22 protein-coding genes are annotated in these 25,048 nt (G+C 41.5%); 4 read left to right on the plus strand and 18 right to left on the minus strand.

Annotated elements, in window-relative coordinates; translation table 11 throughout:
* Positions 1-25: 25 nt before the first annotated feature.
* The 11 genes from AAEY97_RS05765 to hyaA all read right to left on the minus strand — a co-directional run bounded on the left by AAEY97_RS05765 (position 26) and on the right by hyaA (position 12,320).
* Positions 26-370: a hydrogenase maturation nickel metallochaperone HypA/HybF gene (locus AAEY97_RS05765; protein WP_162023214.1), complete on the minus strand. Its 345-nt coding sequence runs from the start codon at positions 368-370 to the stop codon at positions 26-28.
* A complete protein-coding gene (gene hypE, locus AAEY97_RS05770) occupies positions 370-1,377 on the minus strand; it encodes a hydrogenase expression/formation protein HypE (protein ID WP_350997404.1) in 1,008 nt (335 codons plus the stop codon). Before hypE ends, AAEY97_RS05765 begins: the two co-directional genes overlap by 1 nt.
* Positions 1,367-2,494, minus strand: coding sequence for a hydrogenase formation protein HypD (gene hypD, locus AAEY97_RS05775; protein WP_162023212.1), 1,128 nt, complete (start codon positions 2,492-2,494; stop codon positions 1,367-1,369). Before hypD ends, hypE begins: the two co-directional genes overlap by 11 nt.
* Positions 2,491-2,733: a HypC/HybG/HupF family hydrogenase formation chaperone gene (locus tag AAEY97_RS05780; RefSeq protein WP_162023211.1), complete on the minus strand. Its 243-nt coding sequence runs from the start codon at positions 2,731-2,733 to the stop codon at positions 2,491-2,493. Before AAEY97_RS05780 ends, hypD begins: the two co-directional genes overlap by 4 nt.
* Positions 2,734-2,735: 2 nt before the next feature.
* Complete coding sequence (hypB, locus tag AAEY97_RS05785; protein WP_059743617.1) at positions 2,736-3,455, minus strand: hydrogenase nickel incorporation protein HypB; 720 nt, start codon at positions 3,453-3,455, stop codon at positions 2,736-2,738.
* A gap of 274 nt (positions 3,456-3,729) precedes the next feature.
* Positions 3,730-6,141 carry a carbamoyltransferase HypF gene (hypF, locus tag AAEY97_RS05790; RefSeq protein ID WP_350997195.1) on the minus strand — a complete coding sequence of 804 codons (2,412 nt, stop codon included), beginning with the start codon at positions 6,139-6,141 and terminating at the stop codon, positions 3,730-3,732.
* Positions 6,142-6,196: 55 nt separating this feature from the next.
* The gene (locus AAEY97_RS05795; protein WP_350997198.1) at positions 6,197-8,221 is read right to left on the minus strand and encodes a NiFe hydrogenase; all 2,025 of its coding nucleotides are present in this window, start codon (positions 8,219-8,221) and stop codon (positions 6,197-6,199) included.
* Entirely contained in the window at positions 8,208-8,762 is a 555-nt protein-coding gene (locus AAEY97_RS05800; protein ID WP_101087100.1) for a HyaD/HybD family hydrogenase maturation endopeptidase, read from the minus strand. Before AAEY97_RS05800 ends, AAEY97_RS05795 begins: the two co-directional genes overlap by 14 nt.
* 15 nt (positions 8,763-8,777) lie before the next feature.
* The gene (cybH, locus tag AAEY97_RS05805) at positions 8,778-9,446 is read right to left on the minus strand and encodes a Ni/Fe-hydrogenase, b-type cytochrome subunit (RefSeq protein ID WP_350997201.1); all 669 of its coding nucleotides are present in this window, start codon (positions 9,444-9,446) and stop codon (positions 8,778-8,780) included.
* A 31-nt stretch (positions 9,447-9,477) separates the two neighbouring features.
* The gene (gene hyaB, locus AAEY97_RS05810) at positions 9,478-11,181 is read right to left on the minus strand and encodes a nickel-dependent hydrogenase large subunit (protein ID WP_011637560.1); all 1,704 of its coding nucleotides are present in this window, start codon (positions 11,179-11,181) and stop codon (positions 9,478-9,480) included.
* 2 nt (positions 11,182-11,183) lie between these two features.
* Positions 11,184-12,320, minus strand: coding sequence for a nickel-dependent hydrogenase small subunit (gene hyaA / locus AAEY97_RS05815; RefSeq protein WP_101087103.1), 1,137 nt, complete (start codon positions 12,318-12,320; stop codon positions 11,184-11,186).
* A gap of 610 nt (positions 12,321-12,930) precedes the next feature.
* On the opposite strand from hyaA, the gene AAEY97_RS05820 reads away from it, so the two are divergent.
* Together AAEY97_RS05820 and AAEY97_RS05825 are read left to right on the plus strand one after the other, a co-directional pair.
* Positions 12,931-13,764: a hypothetical protein gene (locus AAEY97_RS05820; protein ID WP_350997205.1), complete on the plus strand. Its 834-nt coding sequence runs from the start codon at positions 12,931-12,933 to the stop codon at positions 13,762-13,764.
* Between the two features lie 342 nt (positions 13,765-14,106).
* Positions 14,107-14,871, plus strand: coding sequence for a mechanosensitive ion channel domain-containing protein (locus AAEY97_RS05825; protein WP_409085805.1), 765 nt, complete (start codon positions 14,107-14,109; stop codon positions 14,869-14,871).
* Between the two features lie 417 nt (positions 14,872-15,288).
* Here AAEY97_RS05825 and AAEY97_RS05830 read toward each other — a convergent pair whose 3' ends face one another.
* The 7 genes from AAEY97_RS05830 to AAEY97_RS05860 form a co-directional block, all read right to left on the minus strand.
* Positions 15,289-16,149 carry a DMT family transporter gene (locus AAEY97_RS05830; RefSeq protein ID WP_350997208.1) on the minus strand — a complete coding sequence of 287 codons (861 nt, stop codon included), beginning with the start codon at positions 16,147-16,149 and terminating at the stop codon, positions 15,289-15,291.
* Between the two features lie 176 nt (positions 16,150-16,325).
* Positions 16,326-17,426 carry an alkene reductase gene (locus AAEY97_RS05835; RefSeq protein WP_350997211.1) on the minus strand — a complete coding sequence of 367 codons (1,101 nt, stop codon included), beginning with the start codon at positions 17,424-17,426 and terminating at the stop codon, positions 16,326-16,328.
* 13 nt (positions 17,427-17,439) lie between these two features.
* Positions 17,440-17,826 (minus strand): lactoylglutathione lyase, encoded by a 387-nt coding sequence (gloA, locus tag AAEY97_RS05840; RefSeq protein WP_350997214.1) that lies wholly within the window; start codon positions 17,824-17,826, stop codon positions 17,440-17,442.
* A gap of 781 nt (positions 17,827-18,607) precedes the next feature.
* Complete coding sequence (locus AAEY97_RS05845; protein ID WP_162023204.1) at positions 18,608-19,438, minus strand: EAL domain-containing protein; 831 nt, start codon at positions 19,436-19,438, stop codon at positions 18,608-18,610.
* A gap of 502 nt (positions 19,439-19,940) precedes the next feature.
* Positions 19,941-20,648: an SDR family oxidoreductase gene (locus AAEY97_RS05850; protein ID WP_350997218.1), complete on the minus strand. Its 708-nt coding sequence runs from the start codon at positions 20,646-20,648 to the stop codon at positions 19,941-19,943.
* A gap of 415 nt (positions 20,649-21,063) precedes the next feature.
* A complete protein-coding gene (locus tag AAEY97_RS05855) occupies positions 21,064-21,516 on the minus strand; it encodes a DUF302 domain-containing protein (protein WP_350997221.1) in 453 nt (150 codons plus the stop codon).
* A 173-nt stretch (positions 21,517-21,689) separates the two neighbouring features.
* The gene (locus tag AAEY97_RS05860) at positions 21,690-22,013 is read right to left on the minus strand and encodes a heavy metal-binding domain-containing protein (protein ID WP_350997224.1); all 324 of its coding nucleotides are present in this window, start codon (positions 22,011-22,013) and stop codon (positions 21,690-21,692) included.
* 611 nt (positions 22,014-22,624) lie between these two features.
* Between AAEY97_RS05860 and AAEY97_RS05865 the strand changes: the two genes are divergently transcribed.
* The gene (locus AAEY97_RS05865) at positions 22,625-23,521 is read left to right on the plus strand and encodes a CLCA_X family protein (RefSeq protein WP_350997228.1); all 897 of its coding nucleotides are present in this window, start codon (positions 22,625-22,627) and stop codon (positions 23,519-23,521) included.
* Between the two features lie 453 nt (positions 23,522-23,974).
* Positions 23,975-24,979, plus strand: coding sequence for a response regulator (locus AAEY97_RS05870; protein ID WP_350997231.1), 1,005 nt, complete (start codon positions 23,975-23,977; stop codon positions 24,977-24,979).
* Positions 24,980-25,048: the final 69 nt, after the last annotated feature.

Below are 25,048 nucleotides of genomic sequence, written 5' to 3' on the forward strand. Positions count from 1 at the left end.
ATATAACTATTTGATAAATATTGTGTTATGTGTCCATGACAAGCTGCATTAGCATCATGTCTTCACCGTCAATCACGGTGGTTTTATTTGACTGGCAAATGGGGCAAACAATGGTTCGTTCATCTACTTGCGATTGTTGTTCGCATTGATTGCACTGCAACACTAATGGCTGAACATTAATAATTAATCTTGCCTCGTGACAAACACTGTCTAATTTAAACGTTTCAAAAGCTGTCGACAATAAGGTTGGCTCTACGCCACTTAACACCCCAATTTTTAGTTCAACTTGTTCAATTCGTGTGGCTTTATGCAGCTGTGCAAGCGCTTCGCATTGTTCCATTAATGACATCACAATCGAGTATTCATGCATTAACAAATCCTTGGCAGTAATTCACCTTGTGGTAAATCTAAATAGCGACTGCTGCCCCAAGGTGTTTGTAGCACCACTTTTCCAGGATAGCGTTCGGTAACATGGCCAATAATTGCTGCGTGTTCACAATGTCCATAGCGCTGCATCACCTCAATAGCCCCTTCGGCGACATCCATTGGCAATGCCATAATAAAGGTGCCCTCATTGGCTAAATCGAAAGGTTCAAAGCCAAATAACTCACATAAGCCTTTTACTTCATCACAAATAGGAATGCTGGCTTCTTCAACATCAATGCCAATGTTCGAAGCTTTGGCCCACTCATTTAGCACCGCAGATAAACCACCGCGAGTCGCATCTCGCATGGCATGAATATCGATATTTGCCACCAACAGTTGTTCAACAATCGGCCATAGCGTATCGCAGTCACTGCACAACTCAGATTCAAGTGTTAAGCCATCACGGGCCATTAAAATTGCCGCACCATGACAACCAATGTCACGAGAGACAATAATGGCGTCGCCCACTTGTAAATTACGCACTGAAATATTCGGATGTAAAATACGCCCTACACCAGAGGTATTAATAAATAGCCCGTCAGCACAGCCTTTAGGCACCACTTTAGTGTCGCCGCAAACTATCCGCGCGCCTGATTTGTGTAATTCAGCAACCATGCTATTCACAATAGTGGTTAAGTCATCCAGTGGAAAACCTTCTTCAATAATAAAACTACAGCTTAAATATTCGGGTTGTGCAGCCATCATGGCTAAATCGTTTACTGTGCCTGCAATCGCGAGTTTACCGATATCGCCACCAGCAAAAAATAACGGTGAAACGGTAAAAGAGTCGGTGGTAAAAGCAATATGACCACACATATTCAATTTGGCGGCGTCTTCTTGCGAAGTTAAAATCGGATTATCAAAGGCTTTAAAAAACAAATCGTGGATCAATTGATCCATTTCTTTACCGCCACCACCGTGGCTAAGTTGAATCGTCTTTTTAGATGGCATGATTAACTTCTCCATAGCGGTAATAAGCATTACACGCACCTTCTGAGCTAACCATGCAGCTGCCCAGCGGTGTTTGTGGTGAGCAGCCTCGGCCAAACACTTTGCAGTCTTTAGGGTTGGCTAAGCCTCGCAAAATATCGCCACACATACAGGCTTTATGGTCATCAATCTCGGTTGTCGGCAATACTTTTGCATAAATGCGTTCGGCATCGCGATGATGATATTCAGGACGCAGTGTCAGTGCCGAATTAGCAATAGGCCCTAATCCACGCCAGCGAAAGCTGTCACGGACCATAAAATATTTGTCGACAAGTTGTTGTGCAGCAATGTTGCCCTCGTAACTCACTGAGCGGCTGTATTGGTTATCTAGCTCTGCTTTGCCTGCCACTTTTTGGCGTGTGATACGTAAAATGGATTCCATCACATCTACCGGTTCAAACCCAGACACCACAACAGGGGTTTTGTATTGGTCGACAGTTGATTGGTAGATTTGAGCCCCACTAATCACGCTGACGTGAGCAGGACCGATAAAAGCGTTCACTTTACTGCGGCTATCAGACATCACGGCATCAATGGCGGGTGGAACCAGCACATGGTTTATATGAAACAAGATATTGTCTATTTTCAGTGCTTCAGCCTGTGCCAGTAAGGCGGCCGTCATTGGCGTTGAGGTTTCAAAACCAATAGCGAAAAAAATCACGGTTTTGTCAGGATTATCCTGGGCAATTTTTAAGGTATCCAATGGATCGTATATAGGTCTAATATCGCAGCCTTTAGCGCGAAACTGCGCCAAGCTGCCCATTGAACCCGGCACTCTGATCATGTCGCCCAAGGTGACTAAAATGGTATCGGCTTGAGAGGCAAGGGTAGCGGCATGGTCAATTCGCTCTTTAGGCATAACGCACACTGGGCAACCCGGACCGTGAATAAAGTGAATATTGTCAGGTAAAAGCTGTAATAAACCGTACTTCATAATGGTATGGGTGTGGCCACCACACACTTCCATAATGTTTATTTGCTCAGTCGTTTTAGCCGCTTGTTGAGCTATCAATTGCGCTAAATGACGAATAGTCTGAGGATCTCGAAACCCTTGATAAAAGTCATTGAGGCTAATCATTGCTCAGACTCCAATTCCATCTCAGCGACAATTTGTTGATATAAATCGAGGCTTTCTTGCGCATCATTGTGGTCAATTTTATTCATCACAAAACCGATATGAATCAATACGAAGTCGCCTAACGCCAACGGATCGCATATCAAATGACAACTCACACGACGTTTAACACCAAGCGTATCAACAGTGACAGTTGCATCATTATGAATTTCAACTACTTTTGACGGTACTGATAAGCACATAGCTAATATTCCTTATGTTCATCAAACCACGTTGCTAATACTTTCATCGAATCAGGATTTTTCACTGATACAACGAGTAATTCCACATCTGGATTTAATTTACTTAACTGTGCTTTGGCTTCGTCAATACTAAAGTCAAAGTAAGGAAGTAGGTCAGATTTGGTGATAACCACTAAGTCAGCTCGGCGGAACATCACCGGATACTTCTCAATTTTATCGTCACCTTCAGGCACTGATAACAACACAATATTTTTATGGGTGCCAACATCATAACTGGCAGGACACACAAGATTACCGACGTTCTCAACGAAGCAAATATCAACATCATCTAAATTAATGTGATGCAGTGCACCGTGAACCATAAATGCATCGAGATGACAGGCAGAGCCAGTTTGAATTTGATAGGCGTTGATACCCTTGGCAATTAAACGGTCGGCATCGCGTGAGGTTTCAAGGTCGCCTTCAATCACGGCATAGCGAGCATCAAGGTATTCATGTAAACATTCTAAAAGACTGGTTTTACCGCTGCCAGGACTACTCATTAGATTAAAGGCACTGACCTGATGAGCCGCAAAATGATCACGATTATGTTGTGCTTCGACATCATTTTTATCCAATATTTTATGGATAACCGCTAAGGTCTTTTTATCGTTAAGCTGAGGATTACTATGAAGAGTATGGTCATGATCATGGGTAATTGAACAGCCGCAATCTTTACACATGTTATGTTCCTTAACCTTGTTGTTATTCTTATTAACTAGTGTCGGTTAAGTGGATTAAGGATTCTTTGATACACATCAGTTTTTGCAATAAACACTGTGAACAACAGTGTTATTGCGTTAATTATGTGACCAAAGCCACAATTATCTGAAGGTCAACATTGATGTAGCATTGCAGCGTTATCGATACCGGCTGCTAGCCGGATTATGATAAAAATTAATCTATTCAAGTTACTTACAGTGGTTAAATTGTCATTAGTATTTGATACACCTAAGCCTACGCCATGTGATGTATGCCATACCACAATTGGCCTAATGCAATACCACCGTCATTAATGGGAATATGGCCACTGGGCAAAACTTGCCGTTGGCCACGTTTACAATCATAAATGCACTGGCTTAGTAAGGTTTTGTTTTGAAATACACCACCACAAAATACCTGCGGTAACTGGGGATATTGCTGCCCAATTCTATCCAATTGCTGGCTAATAACATTGATAAAATGCCAACATATTTGTTGGTTAATTAAAGGGTTATGTGAGCTTTCCACAGCACAGTTAACTAATTGAGTGATAAAGTCGCTACTGTGCCATTGAATTGGTTGTGAGTCAGTGTCGCTTATGGTGTTGAGTGTTACAGATAAAGGTTCAATATTTGACTTGCAATTATAGGCATTGGCTGCCGCTTCAATCATCATTCCGGCTTGGCCTTCGTACTGCGAGCTACCAATAAAGCCTAACGCCACCGCAAGAGCATCAAATAAACGTCCAACGGATCGACATTCAATACAATGGCTATTGTTACGCCACAGCTGATACAAATTAGTGACAGTTTTGCTGCCCAAATCGGCTATAGCGGCAATTGGGAGTAAAAGTACTTGTTCAAGCGGCATCTGTTCAAACAATAATGCCAGCAGAATTCTAACCGGGTGTTTAATTGCTTGTTCACCGCCAATGAGCTTAAAGCAACTAAAGTGCGCCACAGTGGTAAAACCGTTAACATCAGCCAGCATCACTTCGCTGCCCCATAATGCACCGTCATCACCTAAGCCTGTGCCATCAAAACTGAATCCTAATACTTGCTCAGTGCGTTGGTGCATCGCCATAACCGACAAAACATGGGCGAAGTGGTGTTGTATGCCAATACAATGAGATGGCAAAAGGTGATGTTCCGATTGGTAATTTTCCGCCCATTGTGTCGGCGCATATTGCGGGTGATTATCATGCACAATATGACTCGGGCTGAAGTCATACAAACGCTTAAACGTCGCTAAGCTTCGGCTAAAATATTGCTCTGCTTCAAGGCTGAATAAATCACCAATGTGCGGTGATACAATCAAATTATCGGCAAAACCAAATGCGACCGTGTTTTTTTGTTGTGCGCCAACAGCCAACACGCTGTTTTGGCTGTTTGATAGCATTGGTGTATGCAAATTAATGGTTAGCGGCGCATAACCGCGAGCCAATCGAATCACTTGCAGTTGCCCGTCAATCACTTGTACCACACTGTCATCACAAGCATTAATAATCGGCCGATTATGGTCGAGTATCCCATCAACTACATGGCTTAAATACTGTTCAATGTCAGCCTGATTACCAATAATGGGTTCACCGCTGCGATTGGCGCTAGTCGCTACAATGGGTTTCTGTAATCGCTGCATCAATAAATGATGTAATGGTGTGTAGGGTAAAAATACTCCAAGGCGATCAATACCCGGCGCTAGTAATGGACTCAGTGTGATCGGCCCATTATCTGATCCATCATCTTTACCATTACCACTGTTATTATTACTAACAACACGTTTGGTCATCAAGGTAATCGGCTTCTCAGGGCTGGTTAACACTTGCCATTCCGTTTCAGTACCGCTGACACATAATTTTGCTTGGGCTAAGTTGGTCACCATTATCGCTAACGGCTTGGCGAGGCGTTGTTTACGTTCGCGCAGGGCTGCAACCGCATCGTTATTGGTGGCATCACACACCAAATGAAAACCGCCTAAACCTTTAATGGCGATGATGCCACCACGGTTTATCATTTCAACGGCTTGCTCTAATGCTATTAACATCGATGAATCATAAAGACATTCAGCACGAGCATTGATGACACTAAAGGTTAACTGTGGGCCACAATGTGGGCAACTGACAGGTTGGGCATGGTAGCGTCTATTCATTGGGTTGGTATAAGCGGCGTGGCAATCTTCGCACATCTCAAAATCAGCCATGGCGGTGTTGCATCGGTCATATGGCAGGGCGTTGATAATGGTATAGCGCGGACCGCAATTGGTGCAATTAGTAAACGGATATTGATAGTGGCGGTTTTGAGGGTCATTAATGTCGTTAAGACAATCTCGGCAAATACTCATGTCGGCCGAAATAGCCACATTTGCATGTTCGTCAGTAGAGGCATGGCTTTCAATAATACTAAATTTGTCAAACAAACTTAATTGAGTTTGATGAGTAACCTCAATAGCATCAATTCGCGCTAATGGCGGAGGAGATTTAGCTAATGTATCGATAAACTGTTCAATCTGTTCGCTATTACCCTGTAAAACAATCGTCACCCCAAGGTGATTATTCAGCACACTACCGAGTAAAGTTAACTGATGTGCCAAACGAAACACAAAGGGGCGAAAACCAACCCCTTGTACAATACCTTTAACAATAATGGTAACTTGCTGTAATGGTTTCATAAGGACTCAATCTCATACAAGGATAAGCAATAACTGATATACCTTAAGATACCTTTTATCCACGTCTTTGTTTGAGATATAGCCCACCAATTGCGATATTAACGCCATCTAAATCCAATAATGGATTAACCAGCAGCGGAAAGTTTTTACCAATGCGTAATTGCACCCGATCAGTTAACACCGGATTAGCAAATTCGCTTCCTGCAATCACTAATTGCTTTACGCCAATATTTTGATCTAAATGTTCAACCCAATGGCTTAAGTAGTCGGCAAACGAGTCATGAAATGCAAACGCAAGTTTTGCTAAGTTAGTCTCGCCTGCCAACTTGAAACTCATTAACGAGCCCAATGTTTTACACCAATTAAGGCTACGATGTGCGGCACCTTTGGTGAGTGGAAAGTCAATGCGTGGTGCATTGTTGCCATGATGCGCCATCGCTAAAGCAATAAATTTATCGGCAAGTTCGGTTACCGTCACACGTTGAGCGGTTTCTACTGGATAGGCACCAATAATCAGGGTAGCAACAGCCATTAGCTGAGACAATGCACCATCGTTGGCTTGAATGTGCAGGTCCAATAATTGATTATATTCGGCGGGAAATAATTGTTTAAACTTATCTAACAGGCTTTTTTGAGGAGACTCAGACAAACTATGACAAATCTCATAACCTGTTGTCGGCAACGTCGGTAATTGGAAAAATAACTCAGGCTTACTTTGGCTGTCGAGGGTGACAATTTGGCAAGTATTATGTTGGCTGAAATACAATACTGCAGCATGCTTAACAAATTGTGCTTTATGATTATTTTTATTGGGGTCACAGCGCAGTACCGCGGCATTTAACGCACATAAGCTGGTAGTAATATCGTTAGTGATCGTGCTCGAATCATCTGCGCAAGAGCTCGCTAAAACAGCTGGTACAGCTAACGGTGAAGCTGACTGTGAATTAGAAGGTTTAGCGTCGTTGTCACTCACTCGCCAATTAATGTCAGTTGTAGAACTTTGAACCGTAAACGTATGCAGATCATCTTGGTAATGATGCTCATCATGCAAACAGGTTACGTTAGTGGGTAACGGTATGGTGCCATTACCTAGGGTGGTAATAGGTAACCATTGTTGATTAACACTGGCCAAACGCAGCGGCTTATTGAGCAAGGCTTCTTGGCTAGTATGCTGGTCAATATCATGAGTGACATGCAACCAATTAATGCCTTTTTGGCGTAACACTTCCGTGAGTATCACTAACAAACGATTTTCAGCAAATTGAATTTCATACAGTGGCGCTAATAAACTGGGGTGATCACTACTTGGTCGTACTCTTAGTAACGGTTTTTCGATGCTAGATAATGCCAACACTTGGCTGTCATTAACAATAAAATGGCTATTCAAAGAATTCGGATTACAGACTAATATTCGCGGCCGTTGATATTTTATTGTTGTGGTTATTGCGGTTATAGGCGCATTGGTCTGTGATGAGTTTATGCGTTGATCATCTGCATTTGGCGATATGGTCGAGGGGAGTATGGTTGAGGAGAATATGGCCGCGGGTGGGGTCAACCATAACGTGATCCCAAGAATAGGTAAGGGTAGAGCCTTATGGCTTAGTAGGCGGTTTGCCATCGCGGTGATGTCGGCCTGAGTTAACGATTTTTCATCACGACTGAGTTTTTCATGTCCCATACAATGATGACATTGCAGATTAATATCACCAAAAGAGGGGTGTTGATTATCGCCAAATTGTGGTTGGCAATGCTGACAAAAATACAGCGGTAAACCAGAATAAAGCGGTTTTATCTTAAACGGTTTTCGCTGTCCGCTGTGTTGCTCAATCCGCTGAATGTGGGTGTCAAGTAACCAAACGGATAACAAAAAATCACTGGCAATCTCATCGGCTAATGCTTCAAGTTGCGCTTGCGTAGCAAAGGCCTCAATAAAGTAACGTATTTTACTGGTTTGAGGCTCGGATTCAGCACCAATACTGATATTAAATTCGTTACGCTCCAGGTATTGATTACACAAGTGCTCATATAAGGGCACATGGCGTTGGCATACAAAATCAAATCGAATGTTATGCATCGACATAGCAACCTCGCTTATAGGCGTCAGGAATCACCTCATCAATAGTAATATCAGCCACAATCTGCTGGCTAAACCCTAAGTCGGTCAAATGGGTTAACAGAGCATGTTCCATTAGCGGAATGGCGGCATGTAAATGTGGTGTAAGCCCCAAAGTCATTGGCTCAATCACGGTCGGGGTAACGCCTAATACAAACGTGTGAGGTCTATCACCCACAATGTCCATCATGTTGAGTGTTTGCAGCATTTCCACTTCATGAGCACTGCCTTGCCAATCAATTTCAGCAGGGGCGTGATCAAAATCAAAAAAGTACACTTCACCGGGCTCCACACCAACACTATTAACCGTATCGACCACAATCAAATGGTCGTACTGGCTTATCATCGGAATAAGGCCTTGAGCTAGGGTGCCACCGTCGACAATATCTATGCTGTCAGTTTGGTGGCTGAATTGGTATTTGTCTTTGATATAATTGACAAAATGTACGCCGACTCCTTCATCGGCGTACAATACATTGCCTATACCTAACAGCAATATTTTTTTCACAATTATTCATTCATCCTATTTATGTACTTTGTGATAGTCATATCCAGACACAATAGAATCGACTGAATTATGTTTAAAGCGAATACCAGACCACACCGCCATATACATATGGATCACCACAAAGATGATGAAGGCCCATGTTAAGTAATGATGATAAATCCGCAGTGGCGCTAAACCACCACAGAGGCCGGTTATCCATGCCGATACATCACCGAGCATTCCGCCAATACCTAAATGGTACACATTGGCGTACAGCACTAAGCCGGTGATACACATAATCAAGGCGACAAACGAAATGGCCACATAGGTCATAAACTGTAATGGTCCGTAAACGCCGGCTTTGTCTAAACTGCCCATCCAAAAATAGGATTTTATTTGCGATATCCAGCTTCGAGGCGATAGCACATCTTTAAATGATCGTCTTTCATTGTTAATACGACTAAAGAAAAACAAGTAAAAACGCACTAAGGTAATACTGGTTAACAAAAATCCAAAAATGATATGGGCAAAGCGGATCCAACCTTGTACCAATACATCAGTGCTGGCAGGAGCCACTATAAATGGCCACGAGATATAAAATCCGGTGATCACTAATACCAAAATGGCCAGAGCGCGTAACCAGTGAAATATTCGAATCGCTGGAGTAAATATCAGCTGCCTATTATGGGTTGCAATATGTTCCATACTTTTATCCCTCCTACTCCATTACCTCTGATTAAAACCCATTTGGATCAATTTTAAATTGACCTAGGGTGTGTTTCTTGTAATCCATCACGTGAACGGAACACGCCATACAAGGATCAAAGGAATGAATAATGCGAATGACTTCTAACGGCTTAGTTGGGTCTTCAAGTTTCAAACCAATCAACGAAGCTTCGTATGGGCCCATTTTACCGTTAGCATCCACAGGGCCTGCGTTCCAGGTTGTAGGAACCACAGCTTGGTAGTTTTCGACTTTGGCATCTTTAATCCGGATCCAATGACTTAACATGCCGCGAGGGGCTTCAATCATCGAATAACCTTCGTAAACACGGTCTGGGTCTATTTCAGGTTTAACGTAAGTTGACTGATCCGACTGTATATTCACCAGTAAAGCATCAAAGGTTTGCAAACTGGCCTGGCCAACCAACACCGTTTGCAACATACGTGCAGCAGTACGGCCTAAAGTGGTAAACAATGCTTCAAGAGGCAAACCAGTGCGAGCTAACAAACCATCAACCGCATTGACCACAACTTGATTGCCACGGGCATAGTTAACCAACAAACACGCTAGTGGACCTACTTCAATCGGTTCATCTTGGTAACGCGGAGACTTAACCCACGAGTATTTACCATCGCCATTAATGGTGGGTAATTTGCCATACACAGTGTCGCGCTCAATAAACCCGGTGTAATCAGGAATGGTGGTTCCTTGATATGGATGTTGCGGACCATCAGCTTTATACCAGGCGTGAGTCACATCTTCTTTAATCAAGCTCGGGTCGATATCCAATACATTGGCTAAATCACCGTTTAAAATGACCCCTTGGTTAAATAAGTACTCGCCATCGGTTGTAATAAAATCTTCACCGCACAAGAAACTGTTAACATTTACGCCGCCAAGTACACTGGCTTCTGTACCAAATGCTTCTGCTGCCATCACAATATCGGCTTGGTAAGCTCGCTCAATAAAGTCTTGCACGATAGCGTGCTTTTGTTTCCATTCTTGTAAACGGGCGGGGCTTAACATGTCACGTACAGAGGTTACGCCGCCCACAACAATAGACTGTGGATGTGGCGATTTGCCGCCAAAAATAGCTAACATTTCAGCTGCCACACGTTGTACTTCAAGTGCTTTTAAATAATGCGATAACGCAATGAGGTTTTGCTCAGGGGTAAAACGATAAGTACCATTACCCCAATAGGCATTGGCAAATGGACCCAGTTTTCCGGTTTCGACCAAGCCTTTCACTCGTGCCTGTACCGCTTTTAATTCACCTTCACCTGCAGCAATCGGTGCATCAGAATAATTCATTGCCACTTTAGCCGCTAAGGCTGGGTCGGCACTTAATGCTGATACCACATCCACCCAATCCAAACCGTGTAGATGATAAAAATGTACAATATGATCATGCATGTAGAGTGATGACTGCATTATGCTGCGCAGGTATTTAGCATTAAGTGGGATCTTAACCCCAAGGGCATTTTCAACGGCCTCAGTACCGCAACGATAATGCGAATAGGTACATACGCCACAAATACGCTGCACAATTAAGCCCACATCCATTGGAGTTCGGCCTTTTAAAATAACCTCAATACCTCGCCATAAGGTCGACGAAGACCAAGCCTTGGTAATGACATTATTGTCATCCACTTCAACTTCGACACGTAAATGGCCTTCGATACGGGTGATAGGGTCGATAACGACACGTTTACTCATGATTATTCCTCCAAAGGCTTAGCAAATACGCTAGCAACTGCATGGGCGCCAATACCAACAACGGTAGCGCCTAAAATGACCGCACCAATGGTGTCAGCGGTGGCATCTATGCCATGTAAAAGTTGGCGTCCTAGCGGTTTTTCAAAGTCCGCCATGTCATCCCAAAAATTCGGCTCAGAGCAACCCATACAGCCATGACCCGCTAACACCGGCCAACTGGTGTGATGGTTAAAACGCTCAGTAGGGCAGTTGTTGTAGGTATAAGGGCCTTTACAGCCGACTTTATAAAGGCAGTAACCTTCTTTAGCACCTTCATCACCAAATTCTTCAACAAACTCACCAGCATCAAAGCGCCCACGACGTTCACAGTTATCATGTACCCGTGCGCCGTAAGCCCATTTAGGACGATTAAACATATCCAGTGCAGGTAACTTACCGAACATAATGAAATACATTAGCGTGCCAACAATGTTCTTTTCGCTCGGAGGGCAACCGCCTAAGTTAATCACAGGTTTATCGACCACTTCGTAAACACCTTTTGCCCCAGTCGGGTTAGGTGCAGCGGCTTGTACACCACCAAAAGCAGCGCAAGTACCAACGGAGATAATCGCGGCAGCATTTTCAGCTGCTTCCTTAACAATGTGTAAACCCGTATGACCTTTACAACCCACGGTTAAAAAGGTGCCGTTATTGGCGGTAGGGACCGCACCTTCAACGGCCAGCAAATACCGACCTTTGTAGGTTTCAAGAGCATTTTCTAGGTTCTCTTCTGCTTGCCAGCCAGAGGCTGCCATTAAGGTTTCGTGATATTCAAGCGAGATATGATCGAAAATCAATGTGTCGAGGTTGGGCGTGTCGGTACGAATTAATGACTCAGAACAGCCTGTACATTCGGCTAAATGTAACCAAATTAGCGGTACTCGGTCGGCTAATTCTGCCGCTTCGGCAACCAGATTACTAAAGGGTAGGGGCAAGGCAAACATTGCAGTGACCGACGCGGTCCACTTAATGAAGTCTCGACGAGATATCCCAATGTTGGCCATTTTTTGTTGTAGTGACACGGGCTGACGTTGGGCAAATTGGCGTAAATAATCAAGGCGGTCTTGACCCTGTTTATAAAGGGCTGCATGTGTGTCCATGTTGATACCTTCTGCTTAAGTTAGCTCAGTGGCTAATAATTAGTTGCAATCCATCGGTATCAATATTAAAACTCAGCCAAAAATGGTCTTTGATGTAAATCAACTTGTAAGATATTTCCTTAGCATATGTAGGGCTATATCGTCGAATACATGATGTTGATCAAGTTAACAAAAATGAAATCGGACAAATTGTCGCAGATCACCATTTTATTGACGTTATTATTTATAGACTTGCTGATGTTGGCGAGTTAAATCTTGTTCAATCTAGTTGTGTGCGGAGCGGATGCTCGTTGGATACTTATCACTAGCCATCTCCGCCACAGGATAACGTCACGGTTAAACGGCTAATAACGGTTCTGCTTATTATGAGTGAACTTGTCATCCGTTTGCCGAATACAGAGCAGGTACCATTGATTAAAGAATGCTAATAATGACAACGTACAGCGAAGTAAAATGCACAAAAAATGCTAATTTATCCATAAGATAAACTCACAATTTGATTAGACACGGCTTTAACTTTGCGTGTTTTTATAACATTATGACAACAAAGATGTGTTTTACTTAAACATCAATGACGTTAACAATGACATTAAAAGGATGTTACTCACCCATGAGAGCCACTTATCTATTTTTGTTATGTCCATTGCTCGTGCCTATCGTTACCAGCGCAAACAACTTGCCTAACTTCCTCACGGCAGACTCCGATAAAGAGTACCGTGCAACAATTAATCATTTACGGGGTTTATTACCCAAAAATGGGATTGCAGAAATATTGCCTGGGTTAGCCTCACCGTATGGGGTGCTTGATGTGCATCCAACAAAATTTACCTCTGCAGAGGATAAAAATGATTTTGCTAACTTCAATTTAGGTGTAATGAGTCACGCGATATTTAAAGCCGATCCCCAATTTGTCACCAGTTTGCCCAATAGAGTGCTGTGCAATGAAAAATCATGTCGAGACCAAAGGGTTAAGGCCATCAATATATTGCTGATAGAGCAAGACGTAATCAGTCGTTTTTTTAAGGACAACGTCGATATCACTATTGTTCAGCGCTCAGATGATAATGTATTTAGAGTCAATAACGTATTTTTCACCCCCGCAGGTATTATTCAATATCAACCGTCAGCGGTAGCTGGGTTTGTACCTTCAGCCGATGCCACATATTTTAAAAATGTCACCAATATAGAAGCGTGTAATTTGTGCTCATCACGCTCAGCTAAGGTAAGAGACATTATGGCCAAGCACCACGTTGCCGCGATGGTTAAAGAAAGTGACGGCGTAATAAATATTATTTTCGATGGTATCAGTAATAATCATTGGGGAGTTAAGCTAAGCTACAACTCAGATGTTAAGCCAGTAAAAGGGCAGCCAAATGCTTTGGGGTATCGATATGATGATGTTATAGCGATAACACCAACCGTTATTTACTACCAAACTAACTAAAATGATCACCAGCTAAAATATTCACTTCAATATTGCGAATCTCGATACGGATAAAACCATTAATGTCAGCTACATTAATGGTTTTTTCGTGTTTATGAAGGGGCTAATTTACCGACGTTGACTAAGTGTTTACTGCTGCACCAGGTTAGACCTCATACTGTTATGGCCTAATTACCTTGTCTTCTGCTGCTATTGCCAATAGAGTGACGGCCGGAATGTCCGTAATTCAGCACCATGAGTGTGGAAACAAAAACAACGTAGGTAACAAGTTTGATAGATAATATAGCTTTGATCGTCGATTTTTTTCTCGAACACAAATTATTATTAACGGTGTTAATAATAATGCTTATCTCAGTGATAAAACGTTTTATCATTTCAAGTATTCGTGGCGACGTCGCTTTTCTTTCTGATGTGCAACGCAAATGGATGTCACGCACTAAAAATGGCACCTTCATTTTAATACTGGTTATTTTGTTCATGCTTTGGCAATCCGAAGTTAGCAAGTTTGCACTGTCTGTTACCGCCATTGCCATTGCCATAGTGATAGCATCAAAAGAAATCATTCTTTGCTTTACCGGCTCAATACAACGCGCGAGTTCACGTTCATTTGTGATTGGTGATTGGATTGAAGTAGGGAAAATATATGGCGAAGTGATTGAACATAACTTAATGGCCACCGTGATCCAAGAGATCGATCTTGATCAAGGTCAATATCATTACACCGGTAAAACCGCGACATTGCCTAACAGTATGTTTTTTACCTATGCGGTGAAAAACCTCAACTTTATGAAACGTTATGTTTACCACAACATAACCATTACCGTGGTCCAGTTTGTTAATCTCTATACACTGTTTCCTGGGTTAACCCGCCAAATAGAACAGCACTGTGAAGACTTTATCGAAGTGGCTAAGCGTTACAACGGTGTGATAGAAAAACATGCTGGTGTCGATTTACCTGGCAGCGAACCGCATATTCATATCACCAGCGGCATCAACGGAGAGCAAAATGTGCATATCATGATTTTTTGCCCCACCGAACGCGCCATACATTTAGAGCAGTTAATAAGAGAAGACTTTATGATTGCTTACCACGAAAACTTTAGCTAACTCATCTGAAATCGCTCTCTATCGCTCCACATGTTTAGTCCGCACGGCATGATTAATCTCAGTTCAACACTGGGATTAATCATTAACTTCACTGTGTTTTAGAATCAATAACATCAATAACATCAATAACATCAATAACATCAATAACATCAATACAAAGTCTTTGCATGTGTCTATTACTCGTCATCATGACCTTTCAGTAGCGTTTATAGACTCATCTCAGTTTAATCTCGGTGATTGAGTTACACCTCAGTGTATAAGGCGTTGTGTCCCTCCCACCGTATGCATTTGCGTAGCGAATACAACGCCGTGGTTAATAAACAGAAAAATAGGTTATTACAACATTGATATACTCAGCGTTGTAGATGTTGCAGATGTTGTGATGTTATAGATGTTGTAAATAAGGCTTTTTACGCACTATTTTTTAGAATATTTGATGTAAATAAACAGTGACAATAAAATAACCCCGCCACCAATGAGCTTTTGCATTTCAACTACCTCATCAAGAAAGCTGATAGACAAAATTAATGTCCAAATGGGTTCTAAAATCATGATCAGCGAAGCGGTTTCAATTTTAACGCTAAATTGACCGACAGTTTGAAGTAAATAACGCACACTGGTTGCGATAACCGTTGATACCGCAAACCAAAATAGCACATGACCATTTATCTCAAAATGTTCAGGTGAAACCGCAGCCATAATCACGCAACCCACAATGCCCACCATGAATAATTGTACGCAGATGGATGTTAACGGTTTTATATTGGTCAAGACCCGCTTATTCAATACAAAATGCAATGACAGCAGTGCCGATGATAATAAGAAAAACCACTGGCTGTTATCAACTTCCCAGCCAGTTGTGATGGTCAATAACATAATGCCTATACAAGTAATAGGCAGCGATATCCAAAACATGCGGTTAGGTCTTACTTTGAATAATAGCCAAGAAATAAACGGGGCTATAATCATCGCCAGGCTCATGATAAAAGCACCTTCAGACAAAGTACTAGAGATAGTAATCGCGTGAACCCATACTTCAATCGAAGCGGCTAATACCATGCCAACGCCACAAAGCGCGGCAATTTGCTTAGGCCTGAGTGCAAAAATCTGCTGATAACAAAATGGCAATAAAATCAGACTCGCAATTAAGAAGCGAGCAGCAATAAACACCTCTCCAGGCATCTCTAAAATAACAAGTTTGGAGGCTATCCATCCCACAGCCGCAAGCATTGTGGCCAGTAATAAGGATATTTTGCCGCGCAACGCTTCTTGTTTCATCAAACCGTTTGTTCCAGCTGAGGGATGGGAAAAGGGGCAAGGCTCTTGGCAAGTCGCAATGATACGAGAAAACCAAAAAATATGTCGTGATAAATAAATGATGTATACGTATAAAGCGATCCTACCTTACGTCAGAATCGCTCACATATTAACTCAACTAAACAGTGTGATGACTATTAGCTTGGGCTGTATTCGGGGTAATCAGTATACCCGCGTTCAGCACCACCAAATAATGTCTCTGGGTTGTGAGACGCTAATGGATAGTTATGCTTAATACGGTTTACCAGATCTGGATTGGAGACAAATGGTCGGCCAAAACCAATCATATCCGCTACACCAGCATCAATGGCCTGAGATCCATTTTCGCCGTTGTAACGTCCCGCATAAATAAGCACCCCTTTATAAACGTCGCGAACCGTATCTTTAAATACTGTTGGTGTCTCTGGGGCATCATCCCAATCAACTTCAGCCACATGGATATAGACCACATTGAGGCTATTAAGTAATGCTGCCGCGGCAATGTAGGTGTCTATCGGCGTTGCATCAACAGTACCATTTAGCGATGTGAATGGCGCAAGACGAACACCAACACGATCAGCGCCAATGGCTTGCGTCATTGCACCAACCACTTCACCCAGGAAGCGCAGGCGGTTTTCGATACTACCACCATATTCGTCGATACGATTATTCGCTTCAGAATCGATAAACTGGTTAATTAAATAACCGTTAGCAGCATGCAGTTCTACGCCATCAAAACCGGCTTCAATCGCATTTAACGCTGCTTGACGATATTCGCCAATCACATGTTCAATGTCAGCTTTAGACATTTCACGAGCCACTACCACGTCAACAAAACCGGGTTCGTCGGTACCATTATCCACAAACACTTTTACATTTTGGGCTTTTAGTGCAGAAGACGAAATAGGCTGTTGACCACCGATATTATCAGGGTGAGACACTCGACCAACATGCCAAAGCTGGGCAAAGATAGTGCCATTTTGTGCATGAACCGCTTTGGTGACCTTCTGCCATCCGGCAATTTGTTCTGCAGAATAAATACCTGGCGTCCATGCGTAGCCTTGGCCCATGACTGATATTTGGGTGCCTTCTGTAATAATAAGACCCGCGGATGCTCGCTGAGCATAATATTCAGCCATCATCTCATTAGCCACATTACCCGGTTGGGTTGAGCGCGAGCGCGTCATTGGTGGCATCACAATACGATTGTTTAAAGAGAGTTTACCGAGCTGTATTGGTTGAAATAGTGCATTGTTCATTCTGTATTCCTCTTTACTTGCTAATTTGGATAAGTTCAATTTGGTATCCATCAGGATCGACGATAAAGGCGATGTGGGTTGAGCCACCTTTTACCGGTCCTGGTTCACGGGTTACTTTGCCACCGCGTGCTTTAATGTCATTACAGGCACTATAAATATCCTCTACACTCAGCGCAATATGACCAAAAGCATTACCATGGTCATACTCATTGGTGTCCCAGTTATAGGTTAATTCAATCGTGGTGCTGTCTGCTTGAGTGCCATAACCCACAAAAACTAAGGTGTAGCGATAGTCTTTGTTTTCGGTTCTTTCTAGCACTTTCATGCCTAGCACATGGGTATAAAACTCAATTGATTTTTCTAGGTCAATGACTCTCAACATAGTGTGTAAAAATTTCATAACTCTCTCTTTAAGCGACATCTTTTAAACGCATCAGCGAACGTGCCAATTCCCGAATAAACAAACGAATAAACAACCGCATAAACAATCGGATAAATTACACTATAAGGCGTGCGTATGAATGATGAATGATGTTCGATAGACGTAATATACAGCGAACAAGGCTAAACAATAAATTATTAAAACTTATCCTTTTAATAATAAAACGTTATCAATGGAGAGTTTAACAATTAACGTCCAAAATTTTTTGAACATAATTAACAAATTATTTGCTGGTTATCATGGTGACAATAAACTTGATCATGCAAAGCAAACCGAAAGTTGACAATGTGCCCCTCAAATACAAATGAAAACGATCTGTGATCTCTCTGATTTTTGTAAAAAAGAGGCACGCTTTATCGTCTAAATTTTAGCTTAGGCACAGATGTATGAACTGCTTTTTAACCATTAAACCATGGTGATAGTGCGTTTTTGTTGTTGCAATGAGTATTACGCCTATAGCATAGGCGCATTAATGACGCAGTGTAGAAATATTTAGGCTCAATAAATATTGGGCAGCAGCATGAAAATAAGATTAACCATTGTTGCGATAATCTTTACCGCTATTTCGATGCCGGTTATGTCACAGACTGTTAACTAAGAAATACCACAAGCCATTCAACCTATGCACGAAACATCTAACCCTATTGCCTTTGAACACTGGCGCCATACTCGTGTGGAATACACTCAATGGCATAAATAATAATGTGCATTGAGGTAATGATGAGTATCGACCTTAAGCTTATATACCCGCTCCGTCATTTAAGCTCAGAGTAGGTTGAGTCTTAATCTGACTTTCGCTGCGGTATATCTCGTCAAAATCAACTAGCGGTAGGGATTCAAAACCAGGTTTAGCAAATAAATAACCCTGCATCAGCTCAATGCCACAATCGCGTAACCATTGCATTTCTTCTATTGTCTCTACGCCTTCAGCCAAAGAGGTAATGTTAAGTTCAGCAAACAAGTTTAAGCAGTTTTTAATAATAGCTTGTCGGGTTTTATCTTGGTCGATATTACGAACAAGCTTCATATCAAATTTGATAATGTTGGTTTGAAAATCAGCCAACAGTCCCAAACCGGCATAGCCAGAACCAAAATCGTCTAATGCGGTGATAAATCCTGATTTCTTATAATACTCAACGATACTCTTAACAAATGCAGTATCACTAATGTTCTCATTTTCTGTAAATTCAAACATGATTCTGTTGGTTGGGAAGTTATACTCTTTAGCGGCTTCTAAGGTTGTGCGAATACAGCGCTCAGGTTTATAAATAGCATTTGGAAGAAAGTTAATGCTAAGCATTGAATCTAGCTTTAGTTTCGCCGCCAGTGCGATGGCTTTAACGCGGCAAAGTTGATCAAAGAGGTAACGATTATCATCATTGACTTGAGAAATGATCGAAAAGGCCGATTCATTCTGTAAGCCACGTACCAATGCTTCATAGCCAAATATGCTATTGGTCTTACAGTTAATAATTGGCTGAAAAGCCATGGTGAAATCAAAATCAAGGCTGCTTTTATCAAAACATTTATTACAAGTAAATCTGTCATAAATTATTGGCTTTGTTTCCATTGTAGCAACCTCAATTAATATAACGCTCGCTTAAGCTATGCCGTAACGAACTTAGGATTCTACCTTGCATTGGTAATGACTAAAAACATTACCAATGCAGCGCGTTGCAAATCAACATTAAGTGTTTGTTGAGCTTAGCCGCTATGCGGCAGGAAAAGATAAAACTCATCTTAATTGTATCAATTTTAATTTGATTAACTGTCGACTTAATCTCTGTTGCCAAACTCTGTGGGTTAACACTCAAACATCAAAATAATATCAACGATAAAGACAGTAAAACAACATCTTACCCATTTCAATTTTTAAGGCAAGCCACGCACATACATCAATACACTTTATCTAGTATTTAATAGTTTATCGGTCAATTTGTTGGCTATTGGCTTAATAAAAATCATCGTAATTACCATCTTGCGTACTGAAAATATAGCTTCAATTCAACTCAAGGTATAACCCCATAACCAACATAACGGTTAGTTGTTTGCTGTCCGAATTGATGCGCTGATTAGAACGGCCGTTGCTCACCGTTAACATCATAAAACTGACCGGTATTGTGAATCGATAAATTGTTGATCACTTTTATAATCCCAAGGGCGGAATCATTAACCTTTACCTTTGCAGAGCTGCCGCCCATATCAGTTTGCACCCAACCAGGATGAACAGATACCACCGCGACGTTATCATTAACCAGTTCAGTCGATAAATTCACCGTTAACATATTGGCTGCGGCTTTAGACATTCGGTAACCATACCAGTCGACACCTTGTGCTTGTGATAGTGATCCCTTAGAAGAAGAGATAATCGCTATTTTGCATAAACGATTTTTATTCAATAGTTCTAATAAACAGTGTGTTAAAAATAATGGCCCGAGCGCGTTCACTTTAAAACACATTTCAGCGTCAGCATAATCAATAGCATGAATACTGTGATTATCTCCATCTAAAAAGCCCGCATTATTAACAATTAAATCGAGACTAATATTTTGCTGACTGAGATTATTCGCTAAGCGCTGGATTGATTCAGAGCTCGTGATATCCAGTGACTCAATCAATAATTTGTCAGCAAACTGAGCTTTCAACGACAAAAGCTCAGTCGCTGTTGCGCCATCCCTACAGGTTGCTATGACGCTGCAACCGTTGACAAGATATTGCTCTGTTAACGCTAAACCAATACCTCTATTCGCACCGGTGATTAATACCACTTCACTATTCATTAAAAACCTCTAAATCGATTGTTTTATATAACTTTTCTGGTAAGTTTTATTGAAAAATTCTTGTGTAAAATATAAATGTAAAATATTGATAAATATCATCTTGCAGTTGTGTCACCGTGGATGTGATTCGATATGTTTACTCTGTGTTGCGATAAGAATCGTCATTCGATAACACACAATGGCTGAGTGATCATCGTCATGCTTTGCTTATTCCTCGTATACTCGCTCCGAATTAATAAGCTGGTGGCTATAAATGATCACTTAATCTATTCGTTCAATATACTCGTTCAATATACTCGTTCAATTTACTCGTTCAATCTGTTCGTTCAATCTGTTCGTTCAATCTATTCGTTCAATTTACTCGTTCAAAATGTTCGCGCCAATAGCCTTGCTCAAACGACTAGCTGCGAAATAACTACTTAGACGTTGCAGCAATGCTTAATGTATTGAGGACACCAGAGATTTTATTAATAACCTTATCGCAGCCTGCAATACTATGACGCTGTTTAATGTACTGCGGATTGTTATACGACAGCCAAACCTTGTTATCAGCATCTTCGCTAATCAATACCTTTTGTGGCAAGTCAATCGCGACAAGTTGGTTACACTGCATTAATTGAGTACCGATGTTAGGGTTACCGAAAATAATCACTTCAGTTGGTCTCAGAGTTAAGTTCACACCGGCGGCATTTTTTTGATGATCAATCCTCGAAAAAACCGTAAAACCTTTGTCTTTTATGATCGACTCAAACCTATCTGCCGTTTCTTTGGCCGAGTAATGGCTTTCAACAGTGATAAGGCTTTCTACCGCATAAGCATGAGTAGAAGCCAACAAGACGGCAACGGCTAAAGAAATATTTTTAATCATAAAATTACCTATTCGTTATGTTTGGTCATACTAGTTGTGTTTGGTCATATTAGTTATGTTTGATCAATAGAAGCATTTCGGCGATAAACTCGGCTAACATCAAGGATATAAAAATCGACTTAAGCATTTGTTGTACGCACATACTATTAATACCCGTTTAGTTTCAGGCGTATTTATCTGCTTGGCCCTAATTTAACCGCAGTACCAAAAGCCATAATTTCAGACGAGCCATCCATAATGGCACTTGTCGTAAAGCGGATCCCCACAATCGCATCAGCCCCTTTTTGTGCCGCACTGGCAACTAAACGCTCAACTGCGACATCTCTGGCATCAGATAACATTTCGGTGTAACCGCGGATTTCGCCACCCACAATGCTTTTTAAGCCGGCCATAATGTCTCGACCAATATGTTTAGATTGAACCACATTACCGGTTACAACACCGACAATCTCGATAATGTCCCGACTAGGAATGGTTTCAGTTGTGGTATAAATCATAAATCCTCCATAAAAATCAATCGTAAACCATCGTACTGCTAACACGCTTAAATAGGAATCCAATTAGTGATACTTAACTGACCCCCAATACTGTTGTTTACGCTTTAGGCGCATCTTGTAATAAAGGGAAGTAATGATGAGTCGTATTGAAGAGAAGCAATAAAGGGTCGTGATGAAGAGCCGTAATCAATAGCCGTAATGTAGATGCATAATACAGAATCGTAATCTAGACGATCCATAAAATGCTGGTGGACGTAATAGGTCACTTAGTGAGTATTGTAATAGACAACTTAATGGCAGAGTAAAATACGCTCGGTGTTTTATAGATCACTTTTATGTAACCTGCGCAGACTTATTTTGAGTAAATATGCATTAAAGTGAGTGAAGGTTAAAAATTTACCGAGGGTAATACTTTTATTTTTGCATAATCACGAATAGTTATTCTAGTGGTGTGCTGGTGGCATTAGCCTACGTTAGCGGTGTTTTTTACTATCACTTTATTTTTATAGGGCGGTTTATGGCGTTAAACATGGCATAATTAGTCACTAGGTTCAGCATTCGTTTTTGTGTAAACATGTTTGGCAATCGCTTTAGAGACAATAGAGGTATGTTTGGCTTCACATCATTCATTATTAAATCATCAACGCCATTTTGAACGTATCGGGCCCGACTATCGAAATGGCGATTCAGTCAGTTTTCTCGACATTAAACACACTTTTGGTTTGCAGCATATCCGTGTTGGAAAATGGGTTAACCGTGAGGAGTCGGCACTTGCGGCTAATTTGATATTTGACTCACTAGCAGACTTAGCCAACATATTAGCAGTACCGCCAGAGTTGATTGGTTTACGCGGTAGCTTACGCTTTGCCTTTGGCCATGGCGGCCAAAAAGGTGTGCAAGCTCATTATGCACCAGCATACCGGGAACTGGCATTAGCCAAAAATGCCGGAGCAGGGTCGTTAGCTCATGAATTTTGGCATGCATTCGATCACTATATCGCCGACAAAATGTTTATTGACGACAGTATATTAGACCCGTATTTGTCGTCGCTTGTAATATCAGAGCAAACGACCACTACAACTCGGGCTAACTTAAGTCTTGCCAATTTATTTGCTTGTGCCAGCGACAATTGGCTGGCCGATAAATCCATAATCGCTCACCCGTTGAATAAGAAACTCTCTAACTTATTTAAAGTGACCTTGCTGAGTGCCAACGGCCAAGAGCCACACGATTATGTGCGTCGCTCCATCGCACTCGATAAACAGCAACGCTGCCATTACTTTGCTAAACCTACCGAAATGATGGCGCGCGCCTTTGAATCTTGCATTGAAATGTATTCACAGGATTATGCCAATATATCCAATCCGTACCTGGTTAACAGTACTATCAACTCGCCACTTGCTAAACATGGCGCTTATCCCGATGCAGAGCATTGCCGTGAAATATATCAAGCCATGATGGAATATTTTGAACCTTTAGGGCTAGCGTTTGATAAGCAGAATGGTTAACAGTAGGCACCATTCTCTATGGGGTAACGATGTAAGTTAGTAGCTTGTATGAGTTAGTTTGAGAATGGTGTCATTTCCAATGTTACAAACAAAGGCCGATTAATGCGGTCTTTGCTTTAATGTTTATCTATAGAAAATCAGTCTCGGCCAAGACTTGTTTTCACCTAGCTAACGTCATTTGCTAGCATTGTTGAGTATTCTGGGACAGATATTGCCATTTGTGTCCCTTATTTATCTCTTTTGCTTTGGTGGATAATGCCCGCTTTGCAATTTGATTTGCATAATGCAATTCAAATTGCGTCTCAACATGCAAACCAAATACCCATAGACTCTCCAATGTTGGTTGATGTTGGAAATTATTGCGTAATAACAATGTGTTAGATTGTCTCTGTATGAATGGCGTACAAATTGCTGCCTCTTCGTTGTCGGTAGAGAGCAAAGAGGCAGTTCGTTATGAGTATTAAAATTGAATTACTTGAATTCATTCAATGTGTGCTCGCTAAAGAATTAGCCGAGCATGGGAAAACTATTCAACCTTGTTTAATCAATAAAACAGGCTATTACAGTGCGGTATATCAGTCCGATCCGACGTTAATGCATCAGCAATTGAGTGAACTGATAAAACAAGTGCTACAAGTCGCGGATGAAAAAATTGTGCTGATCGTTGCAGCTAAAAGTAAGCATTTAGAGCTTGCCATTTATGCTGATACAAACACCGACATTGCCGCTATCTGCACCACACCAGAGAAAGCCTTTTTTTCTCAGCCAGTGTCGATTCCTCATCAATTCATCGAATTACGGAGTGGATCGAACAAGATTAATGCTGTCTTAGCGCCGTATATTAAATTTTCGTTGGTTAATTTTACTCATTTGAAAATGAAGTCTGCGTTGAGTGTAGATTTAATTGACGAGGAGTCTAAAACCACCAATGATATTGATAATAACAATGACGTTATCAAGCTGACATTATGTAACATTGTCAATGCTCCAGATACCGATGTTAGCCCAACCTCAACTTTGTTTTGGCCATTTTATGATACGGATATTATTAACATGATTAACATGATTAACAAGCAAGCTTCACCAGAGCCATTATCTATACTCGTTGCCGACGACAGTATTCCTAGTCAAGTTGCTACCCAAGCCATGCTTGAAAAGCTCGGCTGTAAAGTGGTGTCGGCGAATGATGGCAATTCAGCGTTAGCGCTAGCACAGCAACAAACATTTGATTTAATTCTGCTCGATGAACGTATGCCAGGGTTGTATGGCAGCGATGTGGCACAAAGACTGGTTAACGATGACGCAATGAATCGGCTAACCCCTAAAGTGGCGTTAACCGGGCTCACTGAGCCCGATGAAATCCAGCACCTGTTCAGTAAAGGTATTACCCATTATTTAGAAAAACCAGTCACTAAATTGGCATTAGAAAAGTTTTTAGTTCAATGGCAGCTGCAATAAAAGCTTTGTTATATAAAATACATTCACTCTGATACGACAACGTAGGAATTGATTATCCATTGTCGTTAA

Source organism: Shewanella sp. TB7-MNA-CIBAN-0143 (assembly GCF_040310065.1).
In the GTDB taxonomy this organism is placed as follows: Bacteria; Pseudomonadota; Gammaproteobacteria; order Enterobacterales; family Shewanellaceae; genus Shewanella.

Bases quoted from the DNA above. Each gene is read 5' to 3' on its own strand.
- AAEY97_RS05765 (WP_162023214.1), bottom strand. From the start codon at position 370: ATGCATGAATACTCGATTGTGATGTCATTAATGGAACAATGCGAAGCG.
- hypE (WP_350997404.1), bottom strand. From the start codon at position 1,377: ATGCCATCTAAAAAGACGATTCAACTTAGCCACGGTGGTGGCGGTAAA.
- hypD (WP_162023212.1), bottom strand. From the start codon at position 2,494: ATGATTAGCCTCAATGACTTTTATCAAGGGTTTCGAGATCCTCAGACT.
- AAEY97_RS05780 (WP_162023211.1), bottom strand. From the start codon at position 2,733: ATGTGCTTATCAGTACCGTCAAAAGTAGTTGAAATTCATAATGATGCA.
- hypB (WP_059743617.1), bottom strand. From the start codon at position 3,455: ATGTGTAAAGATTGCGGCTGTTCAATTACCCATGATCATGACCATACT.
- hypF (WP_350997195.1), bottom strand. From the start codon at position 6,141: ATGAAACCATTACAGCAAGTTACCATTATTGTTAAAGGTATTGTACAA.
- AAEY97_RS05795 (WP_350997198.1), bottom strand. From the start codon at position 8,221: ATGTCGATGCATAACATTCGATTTGATTTTGTATGCCAACGCCATGTG.
- cybH (WP_350997201.1), bottom strand. From the start codon at position 9,446: ATGGAACATATTGCAACCCATAATAGGCAGCTGATATTTACTCCAGCG.
- hyaB (WP_011637560.1), bottom strand. From the start codon at position 11,181: ATGAGTAAACGTGTCGTTATCGACCCTATCACCCGTATCGAAGGCCAT.
- hyaA (WP_101087103.1), bottom strand. From the start codon at position 12,320: ATGGACACACATGCAGCCCTTTATAAACAGGGTCAAGACCGCCTTGAT.
- AAEY97_RS05820 (WP_350997205.1), top strand. From the start codon at position 12,931: ATGAGAGCCACTTATCTATTTTTGTTATGTCCATTGCTCGTGCCTATC.
- AAEY97_RS05825 (WP_409085805.1), top strand. From the start codon at position 14,107: ATGCTTATCTCAGTGATAAAACGTTTTATCATTTCAAGTATTCGTGGC.
- AAEY97_RS05830 (WP_350997208.1), bottom strand. From the start codon at position 16,149: ATGAAACAAGAAGCGTTGCGCGGCAAAATATCCTTATTACTGGCCACA.
- AAEY97_RS05835 (WP_350997211.1), bottom strand. From the start codon at position 17,426: ATGAACAATGCACTATTTCAACCAATACAGCTCGGTAAACTCTCTTTA.
- gloA (WP_350997214.1), bottom strand. From the start codon at position 17,826: ATGAAATTTTTACACACTATGTTGAGAGTCATTGACCTAGAAAAATCA.
- AAEY97_RS05845 (WP_162023204.1), bottom strand. From the start codon at position 19,438: ATGGAAACAAAGCCAATAATTTATGACAGATTTACTTGTAATAAATGT.
- AAEY97_RS05850 (WP_350997218.1), bottom strand. From the start codon at position 20,648: ATGAATAGTGAAGTGGTATTAATCACCGGTGCGAATAGAGGTATTGGT.
- AAEY97_RS05855 (WP_350997221.1), bottom strand. From the start codon at position 21,516: ATGATTAAAAATATTTCTTTAGCCGTTGCCGTCTTGTTGGCTTCTACT.
- AAEY97_RS05860 (WP_350997224.1), bottom strand. From the start codon at position 22,013: ATGATTTATACCACAACTGAAACCATTCCTAGTCGGGACATTATCGAG.
- AAEY97_RS05870 (WP_350997231.1), top strand. From the start codon at position 23,975: ATGAGTATTAAAATTGAATTACTTGAATTCATTCAATGTGTGCTCGCT.